This is a genomic window from Pseudarthrobacter sp. NPDC092424 (genome assembly GCF_044754925.1).
In the GTDB taxonomy this organism is placed as follows: domain Bacteria; phylum Actinomycetota; class Actinomycetes; order Actinomycetales; family Micrococcaceae; genus Arthrobacter.
In genome coordinates, this window is the sequence record NZ_JBIVQC010000004.1 from 209,700 (window position 1) to 232,717 (window position 23,018).

Genomic DNA, 23,018 nt, shown 5'->3' on the forward strand with positions numbered 1-23,018 from the left:
ATGCAGCTCAGCATCGATCTCACCGGACGCGACGTCCTGGTCACGGGCTCCGACACTGCCGCCCGGCAGGCGGTGCGCCGCTACGAAGCCGCGGGCGCCGTCGTCTACCGCCTGAGCACCCCGCAGGGCGCGGGCCATGACGGCCCGCTGCCCGAACGGCCGTTCCTGGTGGCGGCGGTCGACGACGGCCAGCCCGGCTGGGCGGCGCTCCTTACCCGCTGCGCGGAAGCCGGAATTCCGGTGGCGGCCGAGCCGGCCGCGGGTGCGCCCGGGCACGTCACCCTGGTGGGTGGCGGACCCGGTACGGCTGAACTGCTGACCGTTGCCGCTGTCACCGCGCTGCGCGACGCGGACGTGGTGTTCTACGACCGGCTGGCCCCGTACCAGGAGCTGCCGTCCCTCACCTCGGCCGAGCTCGTGGACGTGGGCAAGAAGCCCGGGCACCACAAGGTCAGCCAACGGGACATCGAGAAGCTAATGGTGGAAAGCGCCCTGGCGGGGAACAACGTGGTCCGGCTCAAGGGCGGGGACCCCTATGTGTTCGGCCGCGGCGGCGAGGAAGTGGCTGCCTGCGTGGCCGCTGGGCTCAAGGTGCGCGTCGTCTCCGGAGTCACCAGCGCCATCTCCGTGCCGGCAGCGGCGGGCATCCCGGTCACGCACCGGGAAGTCAGCCACATGTTCACCGTGGTTTCCGGGCACGCGCCGCTGACCGAAGAGGAACACCGGCACCTGGCGGGCCTGGGCGGAACCATCGTGGTGCTGATGGGAATAGGCACCCTGCACCAGCTGGCGGCCGGACTCCGGCGGGCAGGCATGCGCCCCGACATGCCGATGGCCGTCGTCGAGCGCGGGTACCGCCCGGGCCAGCGGACCACCATCGCCGACCTGGGCACCATTGCCTCCGCAGCTGCGGGGAGCAGCAACCCGGCGGTGCTGGTCATCGGCGAGGTGGTACGGGTGGCTGAGGCCAACCGCGGGCATGCGGAGGCCGCCGCGGACCTGGACCGGCTGGCGGCCTCGCTGCTCGGTTCATGAAAGGATTGACCCCCATGACTGTCCTTGCAGCGGCCGAGGCCGCCCAGCCCGTGGCGCTGCCTGACCCCGCCGAGTCCGTGCCGGTGCCGGAAACGCCGTTGGAAGGGTTCCGCATCGGCGTGACGTCCCATCGGCGTTCCCGCGACCTGATCGAGGCCCTGGAGCGCCGCGGGGCGGAAGTGCTGCACGCCCCGGCGCTGAAAATCGCCCCGGTACGGGAGGATCAGCACCTCATCGAGGACACCCGGGCCATCATCGCCGCCAAGCCGGACCTGTGCATCGCCACCACCGCGTATGGCATGCGGCGCTGGTGCGAGGCGGCCGACTCATTCGGGATCGGCGACGAACTGCTCGAAACGCTGGGCGCCTGCCGGATGTTCGTCCGCGGACCCAAAGCGCGCGGCGCCGTGCGCGCGGCCGGTCTTGCCGACGTCGGCATCAGCAGTGACGAAACCACCGCCACCCTGGTGGATATGCTGCTGGCGGAGGGCGTGCGCGGCAAGACGGTGGCGGTGCAGCTGCACGGCTATACGGACGTGCGGCAGCTGGAACGCCTGCGGATGTCCGGCGCCACCGTCCTGACTGTCACGCCGTACCGCTGGGTCAAGCCCGACGGTGCGGACCGGCTGCCGCGGCTGATCGAGGCCGCGTGCAGCGGAAACCTGGACGTCCTGACGTTCACCAGCGCCCCGGCGGTAGACGCCGTCTGGAGCACGGCCCACGAGATGGGCGTGTACCAGGACCTCATCCACAGCCTGAAGACAAACGTCACTACGGCCGTGGTGGGGCCGGTGACCGCGCAGCCGCTGCTGGACGCCGGAGTGACGCCGATCGTGCCGGAGCGGTACCGCATGGGCGCCCTGATCCGGCTGGTCTGCGAGCACCTTGCCCTGAACCACGTGCGCCGGCTGGAAACCCGCTCGGGAATGATTGAGCTGCGGGGGCGCTGCCTGCGGATCGATGGCGAGCCCGTGGAGCTGCCGCCGGCTCCGCTGCTGTTGCTCCGGGCGCTGCTGGGTGCGGGGGGCGCGGTGCTCTCGCGGGAGTCGCTGTCCGAGCTGCTGGAACTGCGGGGATCCGTCCACGCGCTGGACATGACCGTCAGCAGGCTGCGCTCCGCGCTGCCCGACGGCAAGCTCGTGGAGACCGTGGTGAAACGGGGTTACCGGATCCGCCTCTAGGGTGTCCAAAGCGGGCTAATGTGTCGGATTCCCGCACGGATGAGAGGCCGGTCACGGGTTCTGTTACCGGCCGGTAAACACTGGCGAACGCGGCCCTGATAAACAGCAACTGCGGGGAAACACCCCGGAAAAGAGGCGGGCCTACGCTGGGTCCATCACGAAGTTCCGGCCGTTTCCGGCCGCCAGCGAAAGGGCCAGCACATGTCCGCTCCGGTACCCACCTCCGCCACCCGCATCGTCATCGCAGGGGCCGGCCCGGCTGCCCAGGCACTGGTCAGCCGGCTTGACCGGGCCCGTTTCGCCGGCACCATCACTGTGCTGAGCAGCCGGGACGACACCCCGGCGGAACTGCTCAAGCTAGCCATGCTGCCGCAGGTCTCAGTGCGGTTCGGGCAGCCGGCCAGCCACATCGACGCCGTGAACCGCACGGTGACCACCTCCGACGGCATGGACTTTGCCTACGACCAGCTGGTTATCGCCACCGGCTCGGCAGCCGTGGCCCGCCCCGTCGAGGGAGCAGCCCGGTGCTTGAGCTACTCCACCATCGACGACGCCGCACGCGTCGGAGAGGCCGTGAGCCAGGTGGCCAGGGAGCTGGGCCGGCGTCCGCTGGGAATCCTGGTGGGTACCGGCGCAGCCGCTGGCCAGGCAGAGGCCGTCCTCCGGGCCCGCGGTGTTCGCCCCGTCCGTACGACGGCGCGCCCCGCTTCCGTAATCCCTGCCCCATCAACGTCGGGCTTTGCCGCCGCCGGTGTGGTTTTCGAGGACGGCAGCAGCATGTACGGCGACCTGGTGGTCCTGGCCGAAGAACGCGCATCCCGGGACGGCCTCGCCGCCAGTGCGGGCCTGGTGACGGCGGCCACCGGCGGGATCGTCATCAGCCAGGACTTCCGGACCTCCGTGCCGGGCATCTGGGCCATCGGCGACGCCGCAGCGTTCGACGGCGTCCGGCTGGGGCTTCTGGTGGCCGCCGCTTCCGCTGCGGGCGCCTGCGCCACGCAGCTGCTGACGGCAGCCTGAACAGCAGCGCGGGCCGCCCCCGGCCCTGTGCGCCCTGCCGCTATCGGGCCGGAAGTATCCGCGCGCTGCGGTAGGGTGCGGGCTGAGGCGGCTGTGCGGTGCGGGATGCGGTGTGTGGCAAGATGGTTCCCGAAAGAGCCCCGGACGCTGTAATGCGGCATGCCCACAAGGCCTGCCGGAGAGGACCACCATGAGCAACGACGCCCCTTCCGCCAACCCCGCGGATGCAGCCACCGGCAACCTGGCCAAGTTCATCGACCACACCCTGCTGAAGCCCGAAGCCGGCGAAGCCGACATCCTGAAGGTCTGCGCTGAAGCTGCCGAATACGGCTTCAAGTCCGTCTGCGTCAACCCGGTCTGGGTGAAGACCGTCAAGACCGCGCTTAAGGGCTCCGGCGTGCTGACATGCTCCGTGGTGGGCTTCCCGCTGGGCGCCACGCCGACCGACGTCAAGGCCTTCGAGGCCCGCGGCGCCGTGCTGGATGGTGCGGACGAGGTGGACATGGTCATCAACATCGCCTCGGCACGGGCCGGTGACAAGGGCGCCCTCGTGGAGGACATCACCGCGGTGGCCGATGCCGTGCACGCAGGCGGCGCCATCCTGAAGGTGATCATTGAGACCGCGCTGCTCACCGACGACCAGAAGGTCATGGCGTGCCAGGCCTCCGTGGAAGCCGGCGCGGACTTCGTCAAGACCTCCACCGGGTTCAATGGCGGCGGCGCCACGGCGGAAGACGTGGCATTGATGCGCCGCACCGTTGGCCCGGACCTCGGTGTCAAGGCCTCCGGCGGAGTACGGTCCCGCGAAGACGCTCAGGCTATGATTGCTGCAGGTGCAACGCGTATCGGCGCCAGCTCGGGGATTGCCATCGTCAAGGGTGAACAGGGTTCATCCGCTTACTGACGGCTCCCTGCCGGACGCCACAGACTGAGGGCCCCGCGGGGCCAAGGAGGAACAATGTCCAGCAAAATCACGGCCACTGCCGACGCGGCGGAAGACCGCCCCATCCGTACCCCGCAGAACGAGAACAACCTGGCCACCAGCGTCATGCTGTTTGTGGTGTGCATCGTGCTGTTCCTCGGCGCGATCTACTCGCTGTCCTTCCTCACCCTGGACAACTCGTGGCCCATGGCCATCTGCCTGGGTCTGTTCGCGCTGGCATTCTGGGTTCCGCTGACGATCACCGGCCGCTCCGATTCCGCCGGCGAGCACTAGATTCTTCCAAGACAGCAACGGCCGTTATGAACATTCATAACGGCCGTTGCTGTTTGCCGGGCCAACTGCTTCCCGCTTCAGCGGCCCAGGCCCGCCCACGCATCAGCTGCCAACGCGGCCACACGGGGCCAGTGGCCTTGCACGAGGGCCCATCCTGCCGCGGCCATGCCCACCATCGCGTAGGCGCTGACCGGGATCAGCAGCAGCCATTCACGCTTCGACCCGGCGCGGCCCAGGAACGGCAGGGCCAACGCCCCATTGGGCCGCCAGACTGCCCGCAGCAACGGCATCTTCCGCAGGAAACGGGGCGGACGAACCACCAGCGGCCACAGCAGCGGCACTCCCCCGGTGGTGATGAGGTCGCCCACGATGTGCGCCACCACACCGATCAGCATGGACATGGGCAGCCATATCCATTGCTCCGGCGCATAAATGGTGACCAGCCCGGCCATCACCAGCGCGAAGATCCAGTTGGAGATGAAGCCGTTCTTCGGAAACAGCTTCAGGGCTTTGGCGGCGATGTTGATCATGAACATGCACAGCAGGCCCGCGCCAATGGACAGCTGGCCCCGGGGTGTATCCAGGTGTATCTGTCCGGCCACGGCGGCAAGCGCCACGAATGCCCCTCCGCCCACGATGGAGTGCGTGCCCTGCCGGTGCCCGCCGCTGGCGCTCTCAATTCCCCGCGCGACGGCGTTGGACAACGGCGGCAGGGAATGTGCCACGGTACTGGACCGGTGGTCCCAATCGCACACCAGGGCAGTTCCGGCCGTTGCCATGCCGCCGATCAGGATGCCGGTGGCGTCCAGCGGGTACCAGCCCAGGGTGTACGGACCCGTCGAGGCAACAGCAACCCACGCCGCAGCTCCCGACGCGGCGTGGTGTCCTCCCATCACGGTCAGTCCGCCGCGGGTGCGGCGGCAACCGGCTGGTCGGTGAAGATGTTGCGGATCACGCCATTGGCCCACTCCAGGATCTCGGCGTCCTGCAGGTCCCGCCCGCCGATCCGTGCGGTCTTGGGTTTGGGAATCAGCACCGCGTCCAGTGCCGGCTTGGCCTGCGACCCCGGGTACATCCGGTTCAGGCGCATGACCTTGGACTCCGGCAGCCGGGCCGGCGAGAACCTGATGAAGTTCCCCTGCAGGGCGACGTCGGAAAGGCCGGCTTCGCGGGCGCCCACCCGGAAGCGGGCCACGGCCACGAGGTTCTGCGCAGGCAGCGGCGGCTCGCCGTAGCGGTCCACCAGTTCGGCCAGGACTTCGTCGATCGCCTCATTGGTGAGCGCGGAAGCGAGCTTCCGGTAGGCCTCCAGTCGCAGCCGTTCACCCGGGACATAGTCGTGCGGCAGGTGGGCATTGACCGGCAGCTCGATCTTCATCTCGGCGGCCTTTTCCTCTGCTTCGCCGCGGAAGTCCGCCACGGCCTCGCCCACCAGCCGGATGTAGAGGTCGAATCCGACGCCCTGGATGTGGCCGGACTGTTCGCCGCCCAGCAGGTTGCCCGCACCGCGGATCTCCAGGTCCTTCATGGCCAGCTGCATGCCCGCGCCGAGCTCGTTGTGCGCCGCCACGGCCTTGAGGCGTTCCAGCGCCACCTCCCCCAGCGGCTTCTCGGACGGGTACAGGAAGTAGGCATAGGCACGTTCCCGGCCGCGGCCCACGCGGCCGCGAAGCTGGTGAAGCTGGGACAGCCCGTACTTGTCCGCGCCGTCCACGATCAGGGTGTTCGCGTTGGAGATGTCCAGGCCGGTCTCGATGATGGTGGTGCACACCAGGACGTCGAAGCGCCGCTCCCAGAAGTCCACGATGATCTGTTCCAGGCGGCTCTCGGACATCTTGCCGTGCGCCACCTCCACGCGGGCTTCCGGAACCAGCTCTCGGATCTTCGCCGCCGTCCGTTCAATGGTGGACACCCGGTTGTGGACCAGGAACACCTGGCCTTCGCGCATCAGCTCCCGCCGGATCGCGGCGGAGGTCTGCTTGTCCGTGTACGGGCCCACGTAGGTCAGCACGGGGTGGCGTTCCTCAGGCGGGGTGGCCAGGGTGGAGGTCTCGCGGATGCCGGTGAGGGACATCTCCAGGGTCCGGGGAATCGGGGTGGCACTCATGGCCAGCACGTCCACGTTGGTGCGCATCTTCTTCAGCGCCTCCTTGTGCTCGACGCCGAACCGCTGCTCCTCGTCCACTATCACCAGTCCGAGGTCCTTGAACTCGAAGTCCTTGGACAGCAGCCGGTGCGTGCCGATCACCACGTCCACCGCGCCGTTCTTGACACCCTCCGCCGTCTCCTTCGCTTCCTTGGAACTCTGGAAGCGGGACAGCGGCTTGACGCGCAGCGGGAAGCCGGAGAACCGTTCGGTAAAGGTTTCGTAGTGCTGCTGGGCCAGGAGCGTGGTGGGCACCAGCACAGCCACCTGTTTGCCGTCCTGCACCGCCTTGAAGGCTGCGCGCACGGCGATCTCGGTCTTGCCGTAGCCCACGTCCCCGGACACCAGGCGGTCCATCGGGATCTCCCGCTCCATGTCCGCCTTGACCTCGTTGATGGTGGTCAGCTGGTCCGGCGTCTCCACGTACGGGAAGGCTTCCTCCAGTTCCCGCTGCCACGGGGTGTCGGGGCCGAAGGCGTGCCCGCGCGAGGCCATCCGAGCCGAGTACAGCCGGATCAGCTCCCCGGCGATCTCCTTGACGGCCTTCCGGGCCTTGGACTTGGTGCTTGCCCAGTCCGCGCCGCCCATCTTGCTCAGGACCGGGGTGTCCCCACCCACGTAGCGGGTCACCTGGTCCAGCTGGTCCGTCGGCACGAACAGCCGGTCCCCCGGCGCGCCCCGCTTGGACGGTGCGTACTCCAGGACCAGGTATTCGCGCACGCCGTCGGCACCGCCGGCCACCTTGCGCTGGATGAGCTCGACGAACCGGCCGATGCCGTGCTGTTCGTGGACCACATGGTCCCCCGCCACCAGCTGCAGGGGGTCGACGGCGTTGCGCCGCTTGGACGGCATCCGCCGCATGTCCTTGGTAGAGGCTGCGGAGGTCCGGCCCAGAAGGTCGGCTTCCGTGAGCAGCCCCAGTTTCAGGCCGTCCAGGACGAAACCGCGTCCGACGGCGGCGGTGGTCACCTCGATGATCCCCGGCTGGGGCTCGTGGTCCAGGCTGTCCACCCGGGCACAGGGGATGTCGGCGTCGTGGAACAGTTCCGCGAGCCGCTGGGCGGGGCCCGGGCCTTCCGTGGCCACGACGATCCGCCACTGGTCGCGCACATGCGAACCGATGAAGTCCATCATTTCGGCGACGTCGCCCTGGTAGCCGCGGGGCTCCCGTGCGTGCAGGTTCAGGACGTCGATTTCCGGGAGCAGTTCCGCGTCCTGGGCCAGCGAGGTGATGGACCACCAGGAGACCTGGTGGGCCAGGGCCGAGCTCCGGGTCTCGGCGAGCGATCGGAAGCTGGCCGAGTGCAGCGCCGCCGACGCCTGGGAGCTGAGGTCCAAAGGCGCCGTCCCGCCGTCGGACGCCGTGGACCAGGCAGCTTCGAGGAATTCCTCATTGGTCGCCGCGAGGTCGTGGGCGCGGGTGCGGACCTTTTCCGGTTCGATGACCACGGAAATGGAACCCTCCGGAAGCTGGTCCACGAACGGCACCATCGCATCGACCAGCACCGGGGCCAGGGATTCCATACCCTCCACGGCGATGCCGCCGGCGATCTTCTCCAGCATGTCCGCTGCCGCGGGCAGCTGTGCCTTGAGCGTGGCGGCGCGGGACATCACCGACGGCGTAATCAGGATTTCGCGGCACGGCGGGGCGTGCAGTTCCGTGGGATGGTGGATTCCGGGGGCTGACAGCGAGCGCTGGTCGGCCACGGCGAACCAGCGCATCTGGTCCACCTCATCCCCGAAAAACTCAATACGGATGGGGTGGTCCTCGGTGGGCGGGAAAACGTCGATGATGCCGCCGCGGACGGCGAACTCGCCCCGGTGCGTCACCATGTCCACGCGGGCGTAGGCGGCATCCGCCAGGCTGCGGACCACTTCGGTGAACGGGATGTCCTGGCCCACCTTGAGCGTGACGGGAACCAGGTCCCCCAAGCCGGCCACTACCGGCTGGACCACGGCGCGGACGGGCGCGACGACGACGCGCAGCGGCCCCGCCGTCGAACCTTCCGGATGCGCAAGCCGGCGCAGCACGGACAGCCGCCGCCCCACGGTGTCCGAGCGTGGCGATAGCCGCTCGTGCGGCAGGGTTTCCCAGCTGGGGAATTCGGCCACGGCGTCCGCGGGAAGGTACGCGCGCAGTGCGGCGGCAAGGTCCTCGGCTTCGCGTCCCGTGGCGGTGACTGCCAGCACGACACCCGGCGCGCCGTCTTCGTTTCCTGCCATGGCCGCCAGCCCGTCGGCCATCTCGGCAAGCAGCACGGGCCGCAGGCCGGCCGGAGCGCTGATCTGGTAGTCCTGGCCGCGGACGCTGAATCCCCTGGCGGCTTCCGCCCGGACGCGCGCGAAGGTCTGGTCCTCGGCGAGGACGCGCCGCAGGCCATCCAGCGACGGTCCTGCAGTGGATGTGCCGGCGGCGGACGGGCCGGGAAGGCTCATGGCGGAAGCTCCTGTGGTGTTCAAGGGGATCGCAGGCAACGCGAAAACCCGAAATTCGCTGCGAATCCCGGGGAACTTCCAGCCTACCGCGCACGGGCGGCATTCCGGGCCCCCGCCAGTCCCGGAAGCGGCCCCTGCGCTTAGGCTGGCAGGGGGCCGCTGGTTCAGCAGGGCTCACTGATTTACGGGCGCGGCCGTCCGGACAGGCTGCCGCTCCGAACCGCTGAGGACGAACAGGAGCGAGCATGACCGGAACCAATGCACCGCAGATCCCCAAGACAGTCCTGGTGACGGGAGCCACCGGCTACATCGGCGGCCGGCTGGTGCCCCGGCTCCTCGAGGCGGGCCACACCGTCAAGGTGCTGGTCCGCTCTCCGGACAAGATTGCAGGGGTGCCGTGGCGGGACAAGGTGGAGGTGGTGGAAAGCAGCCTGGACGACGGTGACGCGCTGCGCAAGGCGCTGGACGGCGTCGAGGTCTTCTACTACCTGGTGCATTCCATGGCTGCCGGGGCGGGTTTTGAGGCCAAGGAGAAGGCGATGGCGGCCGTGGCGGCCCAGGCGGCGGCGGATGCCGGAGTGGGCAGGATCGTGTACCTGGGCGGACTGCATCCGCAGGGTGTGGAACTGTCCACCCACATGCGTTCCAGGGAGGCCGTTGGCCAGGTGTTCCTCGACGGCCAGGTGGACGCCATCGTCTTCCAGGCCGGCGTGGTGATCGGCTCCGGTTCGGCGTCCTTCGAGATGATCCGGCACCTTTCCGAGACGCTGCCCCTGATGCCGGCGCCCAGCTGGGTCCGGAACCGGATCGAAGCGATCGCCGTGCGGGACGTTCTGTACTACCTGGTGGCCGCGGCATCCCTGGACGGGTCCATCAACCGGAGCTTCGATATCGGCTGCCGACAGGTGCTCACGTACGCCGCGATGATGAAGGAGTACGCCGCCGAGGCCGGCCTGCCCTACCGGGTGGTGCTGGCCCTGCCGGTCCCGGCCCCCAAGCTCGCCGGGATGTGGGTGGCGCTCACCACCCCCATCCCGCTGTCCATGGCGTTCCCGCTGGTCCAGTCCCTGCAGCACGACGCCGTGTCCAGCGAGCATGACATCGACCGGTACATCCCGCAGCCCGACGGCGGCCTCACGCCCTATCGGACCGCCGTCGCGCTGGCACTGGGCAAGGAACGGGACGGACAGGTGGAAACCACTTGGGCCAACGCCGGCGTGGCGTCCGATCCCCTGCCCAGCGACCCCGACTGGTCCGGCCATACGGTCTACATCGATGAACGCACCTTCCACGGGGACGTGGACCCGGAACACGTGTGGACCATCATCGAGGGGATCGGCGGCCGGAACGGCTGGTACTCGCTTCCGCTTGCGTGGCAGGTTCGCGGCTGGCTGGACAAGCTCACCGGCGGTGCGGGGCTGCTGCGCGGGCGGCGGCATCCGCACAGCCTTGCCGTAGGTGAAGTGGTGGACTGGTGGCGTGTGGAACGCATCGACCGCGGCCGGCTGCTGCGGCTGCGGGCCGAGATGCGTGCGCCGGGCCGGGCCTGGCTGGAGCTGTCAGTGGAACCCGACGGGAAGGGCAGCCGCTACCGGCAGCGGGCCATCTTCTTTCCGAAGGGTCTCAGCGGCCGGTTGTACTGGCTGGCGGTGCTGCCATTCCATTCGGTGATTTTCCCGGCCATGGCACACAACATCACTGCCGCGGCGCAAAAAATCACCGATGCGGAGCGGACGGGCTCAAACCCATAGGATGTTTGGAGCCAATTTCGTTCCGAATGTCCCCCAGGAGGACCCATGGCCCTGAGCGCCACCACTATGCTTCCCCACTCCGTTGACAGCGTCGCTGCCGTGCTGGTCAACGAGGACTTCCAGCGCCACGTAAGCCAGTTGGTAGGCGGCACGCTGGAATCCTTCACCGTCGACGGCGACGTTGCCGGCGCCTTCAGTGCAACATCCGTGCGTACCCTGCCGACCACCCGCCTGCCCGAGATCGCCCGCAAGTTCGTGGGCGATCACCTGAAGGTCACCCAGGTGGAGAACTGGGACGCCCCCGCCGCGGACGGTTCGCGCCAGAGCAACATCTCCCTGAAGGTTGCCGGCGCGCCGGTGGACGTCACCGCAGTCCAGCGCCTGGTGGCCGAGGGCGGGAGCACCCGGGTTGAGCTCGCCGGCAACGTCACCTCCTCGGTGCCGTTCCTGGGCAGCAAGATCGCCGACGCCGCTGAGCCCATGGTGGCCAAGGCCCTGAACCTGCAGGCAGCCCAGGCGCAGGCCTGGCTGGAAAGCCACTAGCACCGTGGAGTTGCCCGTACTTGCCGGCCTGGTGCTCATTGTGTCCGGCATCTGGTCCCTGGTGGTGTGGCCGCAGTTCCTGCGCCGTGTCCGGAAGGACCCGCGCGCCCGGGATGCGGCAGGAAAGGCAACGAAGTTCCTGACCGTCCACCTGGTGCTGGTCAGCGTCTCGATGGTCCTTGGCGCCGCCACCGCCGTCATCGGGCTTCTGGGGCTTTTGGGCTAGCAGTACCTGCGCGGGCCAGCCACGTCCGACGCCGTCTCCGAGGCATCTGCGGAAGCCCTGTGGAAGCCCGCAGGGTTTTCGCAGGGCCATGGTTATGTCCCCGGCAGTGCGGGATGGTGGAGCTGTGCGGATCTCTGTTATTGGTTGCGGCTACCTGGGTGCTGTCCACGCAGCATGCATGGCAAAGCTTGGCCATGACGTGGTGGGGATCGACGTCGACCATGGCAAGGTCGCCCGGCTAAGCGAGGGAAAGGCACCGTTCTACGAGCCTGAGCTTGATGCCCTCCTGACAGAGCTGGAGGAGTCCGGACGCCTCAGCTTCACCACCGGCATGGAGGCTGCAGGAGGCTGCGAGGTCCACTTCATCTGCGTAGGCACGCCGCAGAAACGGGGAGAAAACGCAGCCGACCTGCGCTTCGTGGATGCAGCCGTGGCGGAACTGGCCGGCTTCTTGTCTCCGGGGGACGTAGTGGCCGGCAAATCGACTGTTCCAGTAGGGACCGCGGAAAGGCTCGCTGAAGTCATCGCCGCCAGGCAGCCGGCGGCCGCCCTCCTGTGGAACCCTGAGTTCCTCCGCGAAGGCCATGCCGTTGACGACACCCTGCGTCCTGACCGCTTCGTCTACGGAGTCCCGGACGGCAACGAGGACCATCCGGCAGTAGCGGTCCTCGATGAGGTCTACCGGACGGCGCTTTCCGCCGGGACGTTGCGGCTCATTATGGATTATCCGACTGCGGAACTCGTCAAAACCGCCGCCAACTCGTTCCTCGCCACCAAAATTTCCTTCATCAACGCCATGGCTGAGGTCTGCGAAGCCACCGGGGCGGACGTCACGCGCCTGGCCGACGCCATCGGCATGGATGAGAGGATCGGACGCAAATTCCTCAACGCCGGCATCGGATTCGGCGGCGGATGCCTCCCCAAAGACATCCGCGCCTTTATGGCCCGGGCCGGGGAACTCGGCGCAGACCAGGCACTGACCTTCCTGCGCGAAGTCGACGCCATCAATATGCGGCGCAGAACCCGGGTGGTCGAGTTGACCCGGGAACTCTGCGGCGGCATACTTCTCGGCCAACGTATCGCGGTCCTCGGCGCTGCCTTCAAGCCGGAGAGCGACGACGTCCGGGATTCGCCGGCGCTGAGCGCCGCCGCACAGCTCCAGCTTCAGGGTGCCGTGGTCACGGTCACCGATCCGCAAGCGCTGGACAACGCAGCGAAAAGGTTCCCGGAGCTCCCGATGGAGCCGGACCTGGAAACGGCACTTACCCGGGCGGACGCCGTTCTCCTGCTCACCGAGTGGAAGCTCTACCGGGAGCTGGATCCGTATTCAACCAAGTCCTTGGTGTCCTCGGCCCGGGTCCTTGACGGCCGCAATGTCCTGGACCCTGCCAAGTGGCGCGCTGCAGGGTGGACGTACCGGGGGCTGGGCAGGCCGTGACCTGCCCCAGCCCCCTGCGGACCGCGATGTCATTACCCAGGATCAGGCCAATGGTGCTGCAGCCGGACGGCGCCGGGTTCCGCCACCGCCCACATTGGTCGAGGAGTTATTGGTGACCACCCGCATGTACTTCCGTACCTTGGCGAAATCGTTGCGCATTCGGTTGAAGGCCGCTCCGGCCGCGGCAGGCTCCGCGTAAAGGACGGTTCCGCCCGCCGCATCGACCACGTACGCGCCATAATCCTGAAGAGCGCGTGCCAGTGCGAGCCCTTCCGGGCTTAGCCCCAGCGATGAGATGTTGACCTGCGGAGGTATGCCGAGCAGGGTACCCATCGGAATGGGGCCGGTGTAGGTGGAACTGGCGTTGCCGTCCTGGCGGTTGGCCGGCCACACGGGTCCGAGCTTCAGCTTTGACCGCGGAATGGCGACGGCCAAGGCGTGCGGGATGTTCAACGCAGCAACTTCGTGGGCACGGATGAGTCCGCCCAGCGCGCTCACACCGGCCGCCCGGACGCCGTTCACCCCTCCGCTGCCCCGCATGTCAGTCCTGACCTGGAACTTGGACGTCCACGACGTGTCACTGATCTTCCGCATCACCCAGTTCTCGTAGGCGATCGCGGCGTAGTCGGGCTGGGTAACCACAGAGTGGCCGTCCGTGCCCAGTGCGACCTGGGCAGTGGTTGGGACCCGGTAATTCCAAGCCCATGTCGAGCTGGTGCGCACGGTGGCGACGGGATCGGTCGTGCGGGCGTTGACGACCGGAATCGACCATTGCTCGCAGTTGATGTAGCAGCTGCCCGAGATGAAGCTGGCGGTCTTGGTGCCCGTCACGGATTCGAACCGGGCCCCGGAACCAAGGGAGATGTTCCAAAACGAACTGGAGGCAAACGGATGCTTCCAGGGACTGCGTGTTGTCACGGCCTGGGCGGCGCTGCCTGTCGCGGTAGCTCCTGCCGCCGCTGCAGCAACGGCTGCAACGCCTTTCAGGAACGAGCTGCGTGACAGAAACGCAGAGCCTGGCCGGCCGGTTAATAGGTTTTGCTGTTCATACGACATTCGAGACCTCTAGCGGTTTGCGCTGCCCCAGCATCCGTAGTTCGTCGCAGGAAACCTACAACGAAACCGCTTCCTTAATAGGTGGACATTGAGATCAGAACGTTACCGAACGTCCGCAGGGCAGCGCGAATAGGCGCGCCGACACGGGACGGCCGCGCCCAAGGCTGCTGGGCCCGGGAGCCGTTTTCCGCCACGGCGGCAGCGGACCACTCTGTGCAGGTCAGCGACCGGTTAGGAATTCTTCGCCGCGGGCCGGACGTCGGCGCGGGCGGCACAGGCCGCGCCGGCACATGTGAGGATTCTCATAACCGGGGTGGCTACTGGATGGTCCCGAGGAAGACGCTTTTTTGGGGTTCGTGGGTCTGGATTCCCCCCAGTGCCATGACGATCCTGTTGCCGACGCGTTGAACCAGCGCTCCCTGCCGGGGGGCGGGGAGGGACGGAAGGACCGTCCACGCATTTTTCGGCACGTCCAGTGCCACCACCTGGGAGGTGGGCTGGAAGTTGTCCGTCTGCCCGCCGGCCATGATGATCCGTCCGTCGGAGATGAACGTTCCCGACTCGATGTGGCTTTTGGCCATTGGAAGGCTTGCAACGGCAGTCCAACTGTTGGTTCCGGGATCATAGGCGTGGCAGTCCGCCTGCTGCTCGTGCAGGACATCGTGGCCGTGTTCGCCTCCGATAATGAAGATCCTGCCCCCGAGCACCGCGCAGCTCATGTGGTCCTTCGGATTCGGCAGCGGTGCGGCGGATGTCCAGGTGCCAGTGCCTAGGTCGAAGACGAAATGGTCTCCCACATTTGTCACCCGGTCGGCGGGGTTTCCGCTGATGTAGTGCAGCTTGCCGTCCAGGTAGGCGAGCGCTCCCGCCCCGCGCGGCTTGGGCAGCCTCGTAATGAGGCGGAAAACCCCGGAGCCGGGGTCAAAACTGTAAACCCTGTCGCTGACGGTCTGGGTGGGGGTCTTGGTTGTATCGAGGTTGCCGGCAAAGCCTCCCGCCAGGTAGATGTACCGGCCATCATCGGCCACTCCAAGGTGGCTTTCCGCCATTCCAGCCGGAAGGGTGCCCAGGGCGGACCACGAGTTGGTAGCGGGGTTGTAGGTCCCGTAGCTGCGCAGAACGCGGAACGAGGAATCGAATCCGCCGAAACGGTACAGCAGGCCGCCCAGGGCCAGGCCTGCTCCCTCAAAGCAGGCAACGGGAGACGGGGCGCCCTGGCTCCAGGCCGAGGGCCACGGCACGGTTGACGCCGGCGGCAACGGTGCCCCGTCGGGGAAGACAATCTCCAGTGCCGATATCTTGGGCTGGTCAACTTTGGCCGTGAAGTCGATGGTCAGGGTGCCGTCGCTCACCGGTACGCTGAACACTTTCACGGCTGCCCGGGCCGCGCCGACCTCTGCGTAGATGTCGTAGTCCTGCAGTTCCACCGCTCCACCCTCCAGGTTCGCGCTAAAGACACGCTTCCCTGTCCCGCCTGGGCCGCCTCCTGGCGCACCGAACCAGATTTCCGCGAAGTACAGCTTTACGAGATAGGTGCCCGCGGCCGTTACCGGGATGGCGTAGCCAAAGGAACCCAGGTTGGACGTGGCACTGCGCTCAGACGTGTAAAGCACGTCGTCCGTGGTTCCTGCAACGTCCCCGACACTGCTGTTCACATACGATTTGCCGCCCGTGAAAAACTGGTCCGCGCGCCACTGGACGCCGCCTGCGGTCACGGCCGGTCCGCCGGCATTGATCCTCAGCACTTGGCCGGCCGGTTCGGGAGGCGGCGGCGCTGCCGGAAAGACCACCTCAATGGCCGAAATCTTGGGCTGGTCCACCGTGGCAGTGAACACTATGTCCAGGCTGCTGCCGCTGACCGGGACCACGAACTGCCTGGTGACGGCATTCATCGCCCCGGCAGCAGCGAACAGGTCAAAGTTGACCAGTTCCGCTGCTCCGCCCTGGAAGTTGACGCTGAACACCCGCTTGCCCGCACCACCGGGGCCTCCCCCGGTGGCTCCGAACCAGATCTCGGCAAAGTGCAGCACTACCGTGTAGTCCCCGGCGGCCGGCACCGGAATTGAGTAGCTGAAGCCACCGAGATTCGACGTGGCACTCCGCTCGGTCAGGTAAAGCGCGTCATCGGCGGTGCCGCCTATTGAGGACACAGCGGAATTAGAGAAAGACTTACCACCGGAGTAGTAGCGATCAGCACCCCACGTAACGCCGCCGGTCGTGATTTGGGGACCCCCGGCATTGATGCGCAGAACCGTGGCGGTGTCCGCAGCGCTCGCCTGGGTTCGCGTGGAAAAAGCGACCGCACCCGCGGCGGCGAGTCCCATCAGAACAGTTGTCCGGCGCCGGGTCTCGTACTCAAGGAATCTGGACCACGGGGTGGAGGACCCGGACCCGGAGGAGGACCCGGACTCGGGGCGGGATGTTCCGGCCATATCGATTCCTTAGCATCGCGGTGTGGATGTCCCCTTTCCCGGGAGTTTATAGGCGTGCGGTGGCAGAGGTCACCGGATTTTCCCGGGGGACGCGTAAGTCCAGTAATGCGCCGCTGAATCCGCGTAGCAGGCAACTGCCGCACAAGTATGTATCGGCACGGCATGAGTAGACCGGCACTGTACATGCGTATGCCGGCCACCAAAGACCAGTCCCGACTTCGCTGGTGGACACGGGGCGCCCGTTATTAGCTGGGAGAGCGCAATAGCCCGCAATGGCGACTTCGGAGGCTGGATGAAAACGCAGTTCCTTGCACTGCTGCTGGCCCGGGTCTTTGCGACGGCCGTCCAGGCCCTGACTTTCATACTGCTCGCACGCTGGGCCGGTGTTCGGGACTTCGGAACCGTGGGGATCATAGCCGGCATCTGCGCCGTTCTGTTCACGGTCGCAGACTGGGGCCTCTCGTCATACATCCCTCGTGCCAGGGCAGTGGGCAAAAACGACGACGTCGTTGCCGGCATCAGGATGGATTTCGTTGGAAACGCTGTTGCGGGGACCCTCGCGGCTACCGTTATCGGAGCTTTGTCCGTTCCTCTCGGGATAAGTGCCTGGTTCATCCTCGTCCCCCTCGGCCTCGCCATAGAACAGTTCGTCGAGGTCGCCCTCACTGTCCCCATCGCTGACAAGAACAAGCGTTCATTCGTCTTTTCGCTGGTACTCCGGCGCGTTGTCTCCGTTGTCATCTTCGTGTCTCTTCATCTGCTCGCATTCGAGGCAGTCGCGTCCTATGCCATCGCCGTCCTGACGGCGTCCGCCGTAGGTTTCCTTCACGTGGTGGGGGTCCTGCGCAACCGGCTCGGGGGAATGCGCACGCGGAGCAGTTCGGCTGAACTCTACCGGCGTCTCATCCCGTACCTCCTCGCCAACCTGAGCGCGCAGTCCCGAACCCTGGACACGGCCGTCGTCGGCGCAGTTTCCTCGTTATCCTCGGCGGGGTTATATTCGGCAGCCTTTCGCCTGGTCAATCCGCTGATGCTGGTTTCCTCATCACTCGTCGCTGTGCTCCTCCCCCATGCATCCCGGAAGGACCTCAGGCAGACCCGGCGGATCGGCCGGGTTCTGTCCTGTGGGGCCATCATCCTGTGCGTCGCAATGATCCCGGTGATTAGCAACGCGGGCCAGGTCATGGAATTCCTGTTCGGTCGCGAGTTCGCGGCCGCGGCTCCGGCTTTCGCTCTCGCCATCGCAGCGTTGCCGTTCCTTTCGCTGGCGCCCCCGTTGGGCGGGCTGCTTCAGAGCCAAGGCTTCGAACGGTTCGTTGCCGTAAATGGAGTCACGTTCGCGGCCCTCAATCTGGCGCTCGTATTCGTTGGGGCGACGTTCTGGGGGCCGGCAGGTGCAGCTGCCGGCGTCGCCGTAACCTACGCCGGGAAATCCATGTCCCTGTTGATCCGTCTCGAGACGGCACGCCGCCCGGATGAACCCTCACAGCTGCACGGTCAGACCGTCCAGCTCAGAACGGCCTGACCGTGATGCGCCCGCATGCACACGTCGAAGGCGTCTCAGTCCTGATGCCGGCCTTGAACGCGCGCAGCACGATACAGCTGGCGGTCAGATCGACGTTGCTGGCGCTTCCCCCCAACGGTCGGCTGCTGGTGACCGACGACGGCAGTACAGACGGCACCACAGAGATTCTGTCCGGATTCCAAGACGCCCGGCTAACCGTATTTCGGAACAGCACACCGTTGGGCGTGGCCGCCACATTGAACTCGCTCCTCAACCGGGCGGTAACGCAGCACGTAAGCCGCATGGACGCCGACGACGTTTCCTTTCCGCACCGGTTTGTCAGCCAACGGGCACACCTGGGGGACGACTGCGACCTGACCTTTTCGACAGTCATCAACTTTGGTGACTCTCCCCGCGGCTGGAAGCCCGCAATTCCCATAGGGATCAGCCCCGAGGCCATGCCATTCTTCCTCCTCATCGGCAACCCGTTGGGCCATTCGGCGATGTACGGCTCGGCGCCAGCGCTGCGGACCAACCATGGCTACGTCGCCGGACCGGCCGAAGACTACGACCTGTGGATGCGACTGGTGGCCGCCGGGCACCGTCTTCGCCGGACCGCTGCCCCGCTGATCGCGTATCGGCATCACCGCACACAGATCACCAAGGCAGCGGATTGGCGTGTCCGCGTAGCCCGGGATCCGCAGCTGCGTTCCAGTCACCGCGCACTTAGCCATTCGGTCGGATGGGAGGGCCCGGATTTCTTTGATCTTGCCGTTCAAGGCGCCCGAACTCCGGCGGACCGCAAGACCCTCGAAGATCTGGCCAGGTTTTTCGCAACACGCTGCCGGCATTTGTCCTCCGTCGAGCAGCAACACCTGAAATATCAACTTGGCAAACTCAAAAGGTAGGCACGCGTGCAAAGAATTTCCTATCGCCTCCACGGGCTGAAGATACACGATGTCTCGATGCCTGAGGCCGCAGACGCCGTAGTTTCCTTTGCCGCTGACGGCCGCGCGAATCTTGTCGTCACGCCGAATTCGGATCATTACCTCCGCTGGCAGGATTCACCAGCTTTTAGGGAACTTTACGGCCTTGCTGCGCTGGTGGTCCCGGACGGATTTCCCCTGGTACTGATGGCCCATCTGGAGGGCCGGAGATCTGTACAACGGATCCCAGGCGTTGACCTGTTCTACGCTTCAATGCGTCTGGCAGCCCAAACAGGCATACCCGTTGGTCTGATCGGCGGCAAACAGGGAGTAGCAGGAAAAGCAGCCCAAAACCTGGCAGCGGTCATGCCCGGACTCAGGGTCTTCCTTACCGAATCCCCCAATCCCGAAGAACTTGCCGACCCGGCGTATGTTGCAGATCTTCGGTCTCGGTTGGGACGCGAGCCCGCCAAAGTCGTGGCGCTATGCCTGGGGTCACCGAAACAGGAGGAACTTTTCCGGGCACTCACGGCAGACGGGAACACCACAGGGTGCTACCTCGGGGTTGGCGCAGCGATCGACTTCGCGGCCGGCGAAGTCCGGCGGGCACCACGTGCTGTCCAAGACGCCGGCCTCGAATGGCTCTACCGGCTCGGCCAGGAGCCCCGGCGGCTGTGGAAACGGTATCTGCACGATACTCGGATCTTCGGGTACGTGGCCAGGTCCACCGCAGCTGGCGTGACATCAAGCGCCCTTGCATTGGTAGCCCGCACCGTCGGCGCGACAGCCGTGTTTTCTTCCGGAGTCCACCTTTTCGGTTCTTCAGGTTCGGCTTCGCAGCAAGGCAAAGACGCCTCCATGCGAATAGTCCATGTCGGTCCGGATCCGCAAACCCAGGGGGGAATGGCATCGGTTATTGCCGAGTACCTCACGTTCACGGGCGAAACTTTCACGAGCAGCAGTATTCCGACGTGGGCGCCCCGATCCCGCTTTCGCTCGCTCGGGAACGCAGCACGGCTCTGCCTTCAGATTCTCGTTGGGCAGCACGACCGCAACACACTCCATGTCCACATGAGCGAATTCGGCAGTTTCATTAGGGAAGGCGCTGTTGTTCTTGCAGCCCATATGCGGGCGGTCCCGGTCCTGGTGTCACTGCACGGCGCTGACTTTGGCGAGACTGTCGCGCGATACCCCGGGATCACCAGAAACGTCCTTTCCAAAGCATCCGGCATAATCTGTCTCGGTCCCAAACAGAAGGCCATGGTTGCAAGGCTGGTCCCCCGTGTGACAACCCATATCGTTCCGAATCCCAGCGGTCCCGGCACTTCCGCGGGACTGCCTGAACGCCTGGCTGCTGCCGGCTCAGCCCCCCACTTTGTCTTCGCCGGTGATGTCGGCACCCGCAAGGGATTCGACCTCATCCAGACTGTGTGGCCGGAGGTCATAGCCAAGTATCCGGGCGCTACGCTCGACGTCTGCGGTCCCGTCACCGATGTGGCGGCGCCAATCGAGCTCCCCCGATGTACGTACCACGGAACGGTTGCCCGCGAAAAGGTGGCGGAGCTCCTTTTGGGGGCGGAGTGCCTTCTGCTGCCAAGCAGGAAGGAAGTTCTGCCCATGAGCGCCCTGGAGGCACTCAGGTTGGGCACCCACGTAATTGCCTCCCATGCCGGCGAAATGGATTCCTTGGCAGGATCGGCAGCCGTTACCTATTGCGATCCCACACCGGACGCGTTGCTGGCAGCCATAACAAGCGTGCTCGAGTCAACTCCGGCGGATAAACAGGCCAGGTCCGAAAAAGCGATCCGCTGGTCTGCCGAGAACTCCTCCAATGAACGGATAGCACTGCGGTTGCAGCACATCTACACATCACATCAAAGGACGTCACATACCTCGCAAGGGGGAAAACACTGTGGAAAAGCCGACTATCAATTGCGTCATTCCCACGCACGGCCGGGACCATCTGCTTCTTAAGGCACTCGAATCGGTCCGGCTCCAGACGCGTCAGCCGGAACGGGTGACCGTCGTTGACGACACAGGATCGGAATCCACCAGAGTCCTCGTCTCGGGCTTCGTGGGCCTGCCATGCATCGCCTACCTGGACAACTCAGGCGCAGAGCACCCTGGAGCCTCCTCATCCCGGAACGCAGGCGCCTGGTCCGCGGAATCAGATTTCCTGGCATTCCTCGATGACGATGACCGCTGGGAGCCGGAATTTCTTGAAGAATCCCTGGCGGCAATCGGGTATTCCGGTGCCGACCTCGCCACCGCGCCTGGGACTGTTGAATTCGGCAGTGGATTCGCGGAACGGCCGTGGCTCGCCAAACGAGTACTGACCCACCGGGAGTGTCTGGCGTGGAACCCTGGGATAACGGGCAGCAGTTTCGTTATCTCGGCCGAAAGCTTCCGGTCAATCGGGGGGTTTGACGAACGCCTGCCCGTGTTCAACGACCTGGACCTCTTCGTACGATTCCTTGCCCGAAACTACAAGTACACCGTCCTGACTGCTCCGCGATTCATCCAGACCGCGGACGGCGCAGGACACCTTTCATCAAGGAATGAAAGAAGGGCCCGAGGCGTCCGGATGTATATGGAAAAGCACCGGGCCGAGCTCCGCTGGCACCAGCGCAGGCGGCTGCTTCGCGAGATCCATCTGTCCAAGAGATACAAAGGACAGGCACTTTCGCTGCGCGCATATCATTTTGTGGTGATGTGGCTGCTGTCGAGCCCAACCCAGTTCATCCAGGTACTCCGCGCAAAGATATCCGGGCGCGGAACCATGTATGCCTAGGGATTCAGCCGCCGGCATAACGGCCGATCCGACTGCCTACACCCGTGGCCCCGCGCTCTTGGCCACGAGTCCGCGGTGCTTCAGGGGGTGGGTGCCGGAAAGGCCTGGCCGGTCCTTTTGCGGGCCGCCGATGGCGGCCAGGATGAAAAGCAGAACTGTCATGGACGATGGGTAGAACAGAACAGGGTCGCTCATCGAAGTCAGCAGCACATAGCTCCAACCCAGGAGCACGGTGCGGTTTCTTCTCCCGGCCATCAACACCGTAGCCACCACAGCCAGGCCTGCCGCCAGTGCTCCTGCCCAGCCCAGTTCAACGACAAGCTGCACATACGCATTATGGGCGCCCAGCCCATTGCCAATGCGCAGCGGTATCTGCCCCCATCCGATGCCTGCTTCCTCGTGCCCGTCCAGCAAACGCAGGGCGCGGCCCCACTGCCCCAGCCGCCACGCGCCGGAGTTTGCACCGGACGCCGCACCCAACGCAGTCTCAGCAGCGAAGTCGAGGCGATTAAGAAGTGTTTGACCGGCAAGAGCGAGAAAGAACGCTGCTGCCAGGGCCGCCAGGATAAGCCTCCTGAAACTGTGGGCCAGCGCCAGCCCCAGACACGCGGCCAGAATGAGGATTGCCGTGATGCTTCCCGTCATCATGAGCGCGCCGGCAGCGCACAACAGGAAGACCGCCCGCCATACATTGAGTTTCATCGATGCGACGTACAGAATGGCCAGCGACAAGGAATAGGCCGCAAAGTTGGGATGACCAAACAGCCCTCCGAACCGAAGGCCTGTATTCTCAACGTCCTTGAACGGCAATGGATAGCCGATGATCGGCTGGGCCAGGACGGAACCCGCGCCCAGGCTGAGGACAATCATGAACAACTGGTCGTTAGGACCCCGTTGCCCTGGAAAGCGGGAAACTACCCAGGGAACGGTGGCCAGTGAGATGAACCGCAGGCAGGCCTCAAAGTTGGGGCTCCCATTAATGCCGCCCGTAACGAAGATCGCTGCCGCAAGGACCAGGGGCAGCAGCGACCACTTTGTGAAGGGAAGCTCCCGGCGCGCGATGGCCAGCAGGACCACCATGCCAAAACCCGCCAGTACCGCGATGTTGTCCACGGTCAGGGCACCCACTTGGAAGGTCGAGGTAAGGAGCGGCCCGACGAGAAGCAGCGCCAGGGCTGCCGGCTGGGGGTACCGGATGGCGATACCCAGGGCAAGGGCAGCAAGGGGAACAAGGACGGCCGGCGGCCACCACACTGTTGCTACCGTGACGGCGGACACGAGCAGGAGCGTTCCTGCGACCCCTGCCCGACTGGACCA

At 65.9% G+C, this 23,018-nt stretch carries 18 protein-coding genes; 13 read left to right on the forward strand and 5 right to left on the reverse strand.

The window, feature by feature from the left end; translation table 11 throughout:
- The 5 genes from cobA to ACIQCN_RS08865 all read left to right on the forward strand — a co-directional run bounded on the left by cobA (position 1) and on the right by ACIQCN_RS08865 (position 4,452).
- On the forward strand, positions 1–1,035 hold the full coding sequence (gene cobA / locus ACIQCN_RS08845; RefSeq protein ID WP_400610477.1) for a uroporphyrinogen-III C-methyltransferase: 1,035 nt from the start codon (positions 1–3) through the stop codon (positions 1,033–1,035).
- Between the two features lie 14 nt (positions 1,036–1,049).
- Entirely contained in the window at positions 1,050–2,216 is a 1,167-nt protein-coding gene (locus ACIQCN_RS08850) for a uroporphyrinogen-III synthase (RefSeq protein WP_400610479.1), read from the forward strand.
- A gap of 201 nt (positions 2,217–2,417) precedes the next feature.
- The gene (locus tag ACIQCN_RS08855; RefSeq protein WP_400610480.1) at positions 2,418–3,236 is read left to right on the forward strand and encodes an FAD-dependent oxidoreductase; all 819 of its coding nucleotides are present in this window, start codon (positions 2,418–2,420) and stop codon (positions 3,234–3,236) included.
- A gap of 190 nt (positions 3,237–3,426) precedes the next feature.
- Positions 3,427–4,140 (forward strand): deoxyribose-phosphate aldolase, encoded by a 714-nt coding sequence (deoC, locus tag ACIQCN_RS08860; RefSeq protein ID WP_400605962.1) that lies wholly within the window; start codon positions 3,427–3,429, stop codon positions 4,138–4,140.
- Positions 4,141–4,194: 54 nt separating this feature from the next.
- Positions 4,195–4,452, forward strand: a complete 258-nt coding sequence (locus ACIQCN_RS08865) for a hypothetical protein (protein ID WP_400605960.1) — start codon at positions 4,195–4,197, stop codon at positions 4,450–4,452.
- A 77-nt stretch (positions 4,453–4,529) separates the two neighbouring features.
- Here ACIQCN_RS08865 and ACIQCN_RS08870 read toward each other — a convergent pair whose 3' ends face one another.
- Together ACIQCN_RS08870 and mfd are read right to left on the reverse strand one after the other, a co-directional pair.
- Positions 4,530–5,345, reverse strand: a complete 816-nt coding sequence (locus ACIQCN_RS08870) for a metal-dependent hydrolase (RefSeq protein WP_400605958.1) — start codon at positions 5,343–5,345, stop codon at positions 4,530–4,532.
- Positions 5,346–5,350: 5 nt separating this feature from the next.
- A complete protein-coding gene (gene mfd, locus ACIQCN_RS08875; protein WP_400610482.1) occupies positions 5,351–9,034 on the reverse strand; it encodes a transcription-repair coupling factor in 3,684 nt (1,227 codons plus the stop codon).
- 245 nt (positions 9,035–9,279) lie between these two features.
- On the opposite strand from mfd, the gene ACIQCN_RS08880 reads away from it, so the two are divergent.
- The 4 genes from ACIQCN_RS08880 (at position 9,280) to ACIQCN_RS08895 (ending at position 12,992) form a co-directional block, all read left to right on the forward strand.
- Positions 9,280–10,785, forward strand: a complete 1,506-nt coding sequence (locus ACIQCN_RS08880; RefSeq protein ID WP_400610484.1) for an SDR family oxidoreductase — start codon at positions 9,280–9,282, stop codon at positions 10,783–10,785.
- 45 nt (positions 10,786–10,830) lie between these two features.
- A complete protein-coding gene (locus ACIQCN_RS08885; RefSeq protein ID WP_400605952.1) occupies positions 10,831–11,328 on the forward strand; it encodes a DUF2505 domain-containing protein in 498 nt (165 codons plus the stop codon).
- A 4-nt stretch (positions 11,329–11,332) separates the two neighbouring features.
- Positions 11,333–11,554, forward strand: a complete 222-nt coding sequence (locus ACIQCN_RS08890) for an SCO4848 family membrane protein (protein ID WP_400605951.1) — start codon at positions 11,333–11,335, stop codon at positions 11,552–11,554.
- Positions 11,555–11,678: 124 nt separating this feature from the next.
- Positions 11,679–12,992, forward strand: coding sequence for a UDP-glucose dehydrogenase family protein (locus ACIQCN_RS08895; protein WP_400610486.1), 1,314 nt, complete (start codon positions 11,679–11,681; stop codon positions 12,990–12,992).
- A gap of 42 nt (positions 12,993–13,034) precedes the next feature.
- On the opposite strand, the gene ACIQCN_RS08900 is transcribed toward ACIQCN_RS08895, so the two are convergent.
- Both ACIQCN_RS08900 and ACIQCN_RS08905 read right to left on the reverse strand, forming a co-directional pair.
- Positions 13,035–13,910 carry a hypothetical protein gene (locus tag ACIQCN_RS08900; RefSeq protein ID WP_400610488.1) on the reverse strand — a complete coding sequence of 292 codons (876 nt, stop codon included), beginning with the start codon at positions 13,908–13,910 and terminating at the stop codon, positions 13,035–13,037.
- A gap of 455 nt (positions 13,911–14,365) precedes the next feature.
- Positions 14,366–16,480 (reverse strand): malectin domain-containing carbohydrate-binding protein, encoded by a 2,115-nt coding sequence (locus ACIQCN_RS08905; protein WP_400605945.1) that lies wholly within the window; start codon positions 16,478–16,480, stop codon positions 14,366–14,368.
- Between the two features lie 292 nt (positions 16,481–16,772).
- On the opposite strand from ACIQCN_RS08905, the gene ACIQCN_RS08910 reads away from it, so the two are divergent.
- The 4 genes from ACIQCN_RS08910 to ACIQCN_RS08925 are packed head-to-tail and all read left to right on the forward strand — an operon-like array spanning position 16,773 to position 21,701.
- Positions 16,773–18,005, forward strand: a complete 1,233-nt coding sequence (locus tag ACIQCN_RS08910; protein WP_400605943.1) for a lipopolysaccharide biosynthesis protein — start codon at positions 16,773–16,775, stop codon at positions 18,003–18,005.
- 44 nt (positions 18,006–18,049) lie between these two features.
- Complete coding sequence (locus ACIQCN_RS08915) at positions 18,050–18,892, forward strand: glycosyltransferase family 2 protein (protein ID WP_400605941.1); 843 nt, start codon at positions 18,050–18,052, stop codon at positions 18,890–18,892.
- Positions 18,893–18,898: 6 nt separating this feature from the next.
- Complete coding sequence (locus ACIQCN_RS08920) at positions 18,899–20,884, forward strand: WecB/TagA/CpsF family glycosyltransferase (protein ID WP_400610490.1); 1,986 nt, start codon at positions 18,899–18,901, stop codon at positions 20,882–20,884.
- A complete protein-coding gene (locus tag ACIQCN_RS08925; RefSeq protein ID WP_400610492.1) occupies positions 20,823–21,701 on the forward strand; it encodes a glycosyltransferase family 2 protein in 879 nt (292 codons plus the stop codon). Before ACIQCN_RS08920 ends, ACIQCN_RS08925 begins: the two co-directional genes overlap by 62 nt.
- 36 nt (positions 21,702–21,737) lie before the next feature.
- Here ACIQCN_RS08925 and ACIQCN_RS08930 read toward each other — a convergent pair whose 3' ends face one another.
- Positions 21,738–22,979, reverse strand: a complete 1,242-nt coding sequence (locus ACIQCN_RS08930; protein ID WP_400610494.1) for a hypothetical protein — start codon at positions 22,977–22,979, stop codon at positions 21,738–21,740.
- Between the last annotated feature and the right edge of the window lie 39 nt (positions 22,980–23,018).

Coding starts and splice junctions, on each gene's coding strand:
- cobA (WP_400610477.1), top strand. CDS start 1: ATGCAGCTCAGCATCGATCTCACCGGACGCGACGTCCTGGTCACGGGC.
- ACIQCN_RS08850 (WP_400610479.1), top strand. CDS start 1,050: ATGACTGTCCTTGCAGCGGCCGAGGCCGCCCAGCCCGTGGCGCTGCCT.
- ACIQCN_RS08855 (WP_400610480.1), top strand. CDS start 2,418: ATGTCCGCTCCGGTACCCACCTCCGCCACCCGCATCGTCATCGCAGGG.
- deoC (WP_400605962.1), top strand. CDS start 3,427: ATGAGCAACGACGCCCCTTCCGCCAACCCCGCGGATGCAGCCACCGGC.
- ACIQCN_RS08865 (WP_400605960.1), top strand. CDS start 4,195: ATGTCCAGCAAAATCACGGCCACTGCCGACGCGGCGGAAGACCGCCCC.
- ACIQCN_RS08870 (WP_400605958.1), bottom strand. CDS start 5,345: ATGGGAGGACACCACGCCGCGTCGGGAGCTGCGGCGTGGGTTGCTGTT.
- mfd (WP_400610482.1), bottom strand. CDS start 9,034: ATGAGCCTTCCCGGCCCGTCCGCCGCCGGCACATCCACTGCAGGACCG.
- ACIQCN_RS08880 (WP_400610484.1), top strand. CDS start 9,280: ATGACCGGAACCAATGCACCGCAGATCCCCAAGACAGTCCTGGTGACG.
- ACIQCN_RS08885 (WP_400605952.1), top strand. CDS start 10,831: ATGGCCCTGAGCGCCACCACTATGCTTCCCCACTCCGTTGACAGCGTC.
- ACIQCN_RS08905 (WP_400605945.1), bottom strand. CDS start 16,480: ATGGCCGGAACATCCCGCCCCGAGTCCGGGTCCTCCTCCGGGTCCGGG.
- ACIQCN_RS08910 (WP_400605943.1), top strand. CDS start 16,773: ATGAAAACGCAGTTCCTTGCACTGCTGCTGGCCCGGGTCTTTGCGACG.
- ACIQCN_RS08915 (WP_400605941.1), top strand. CDS start 18,050: ATGCCGGCCTTGAACGCGCGCAGCACGATACAGCTGGCGGTCAGATCG.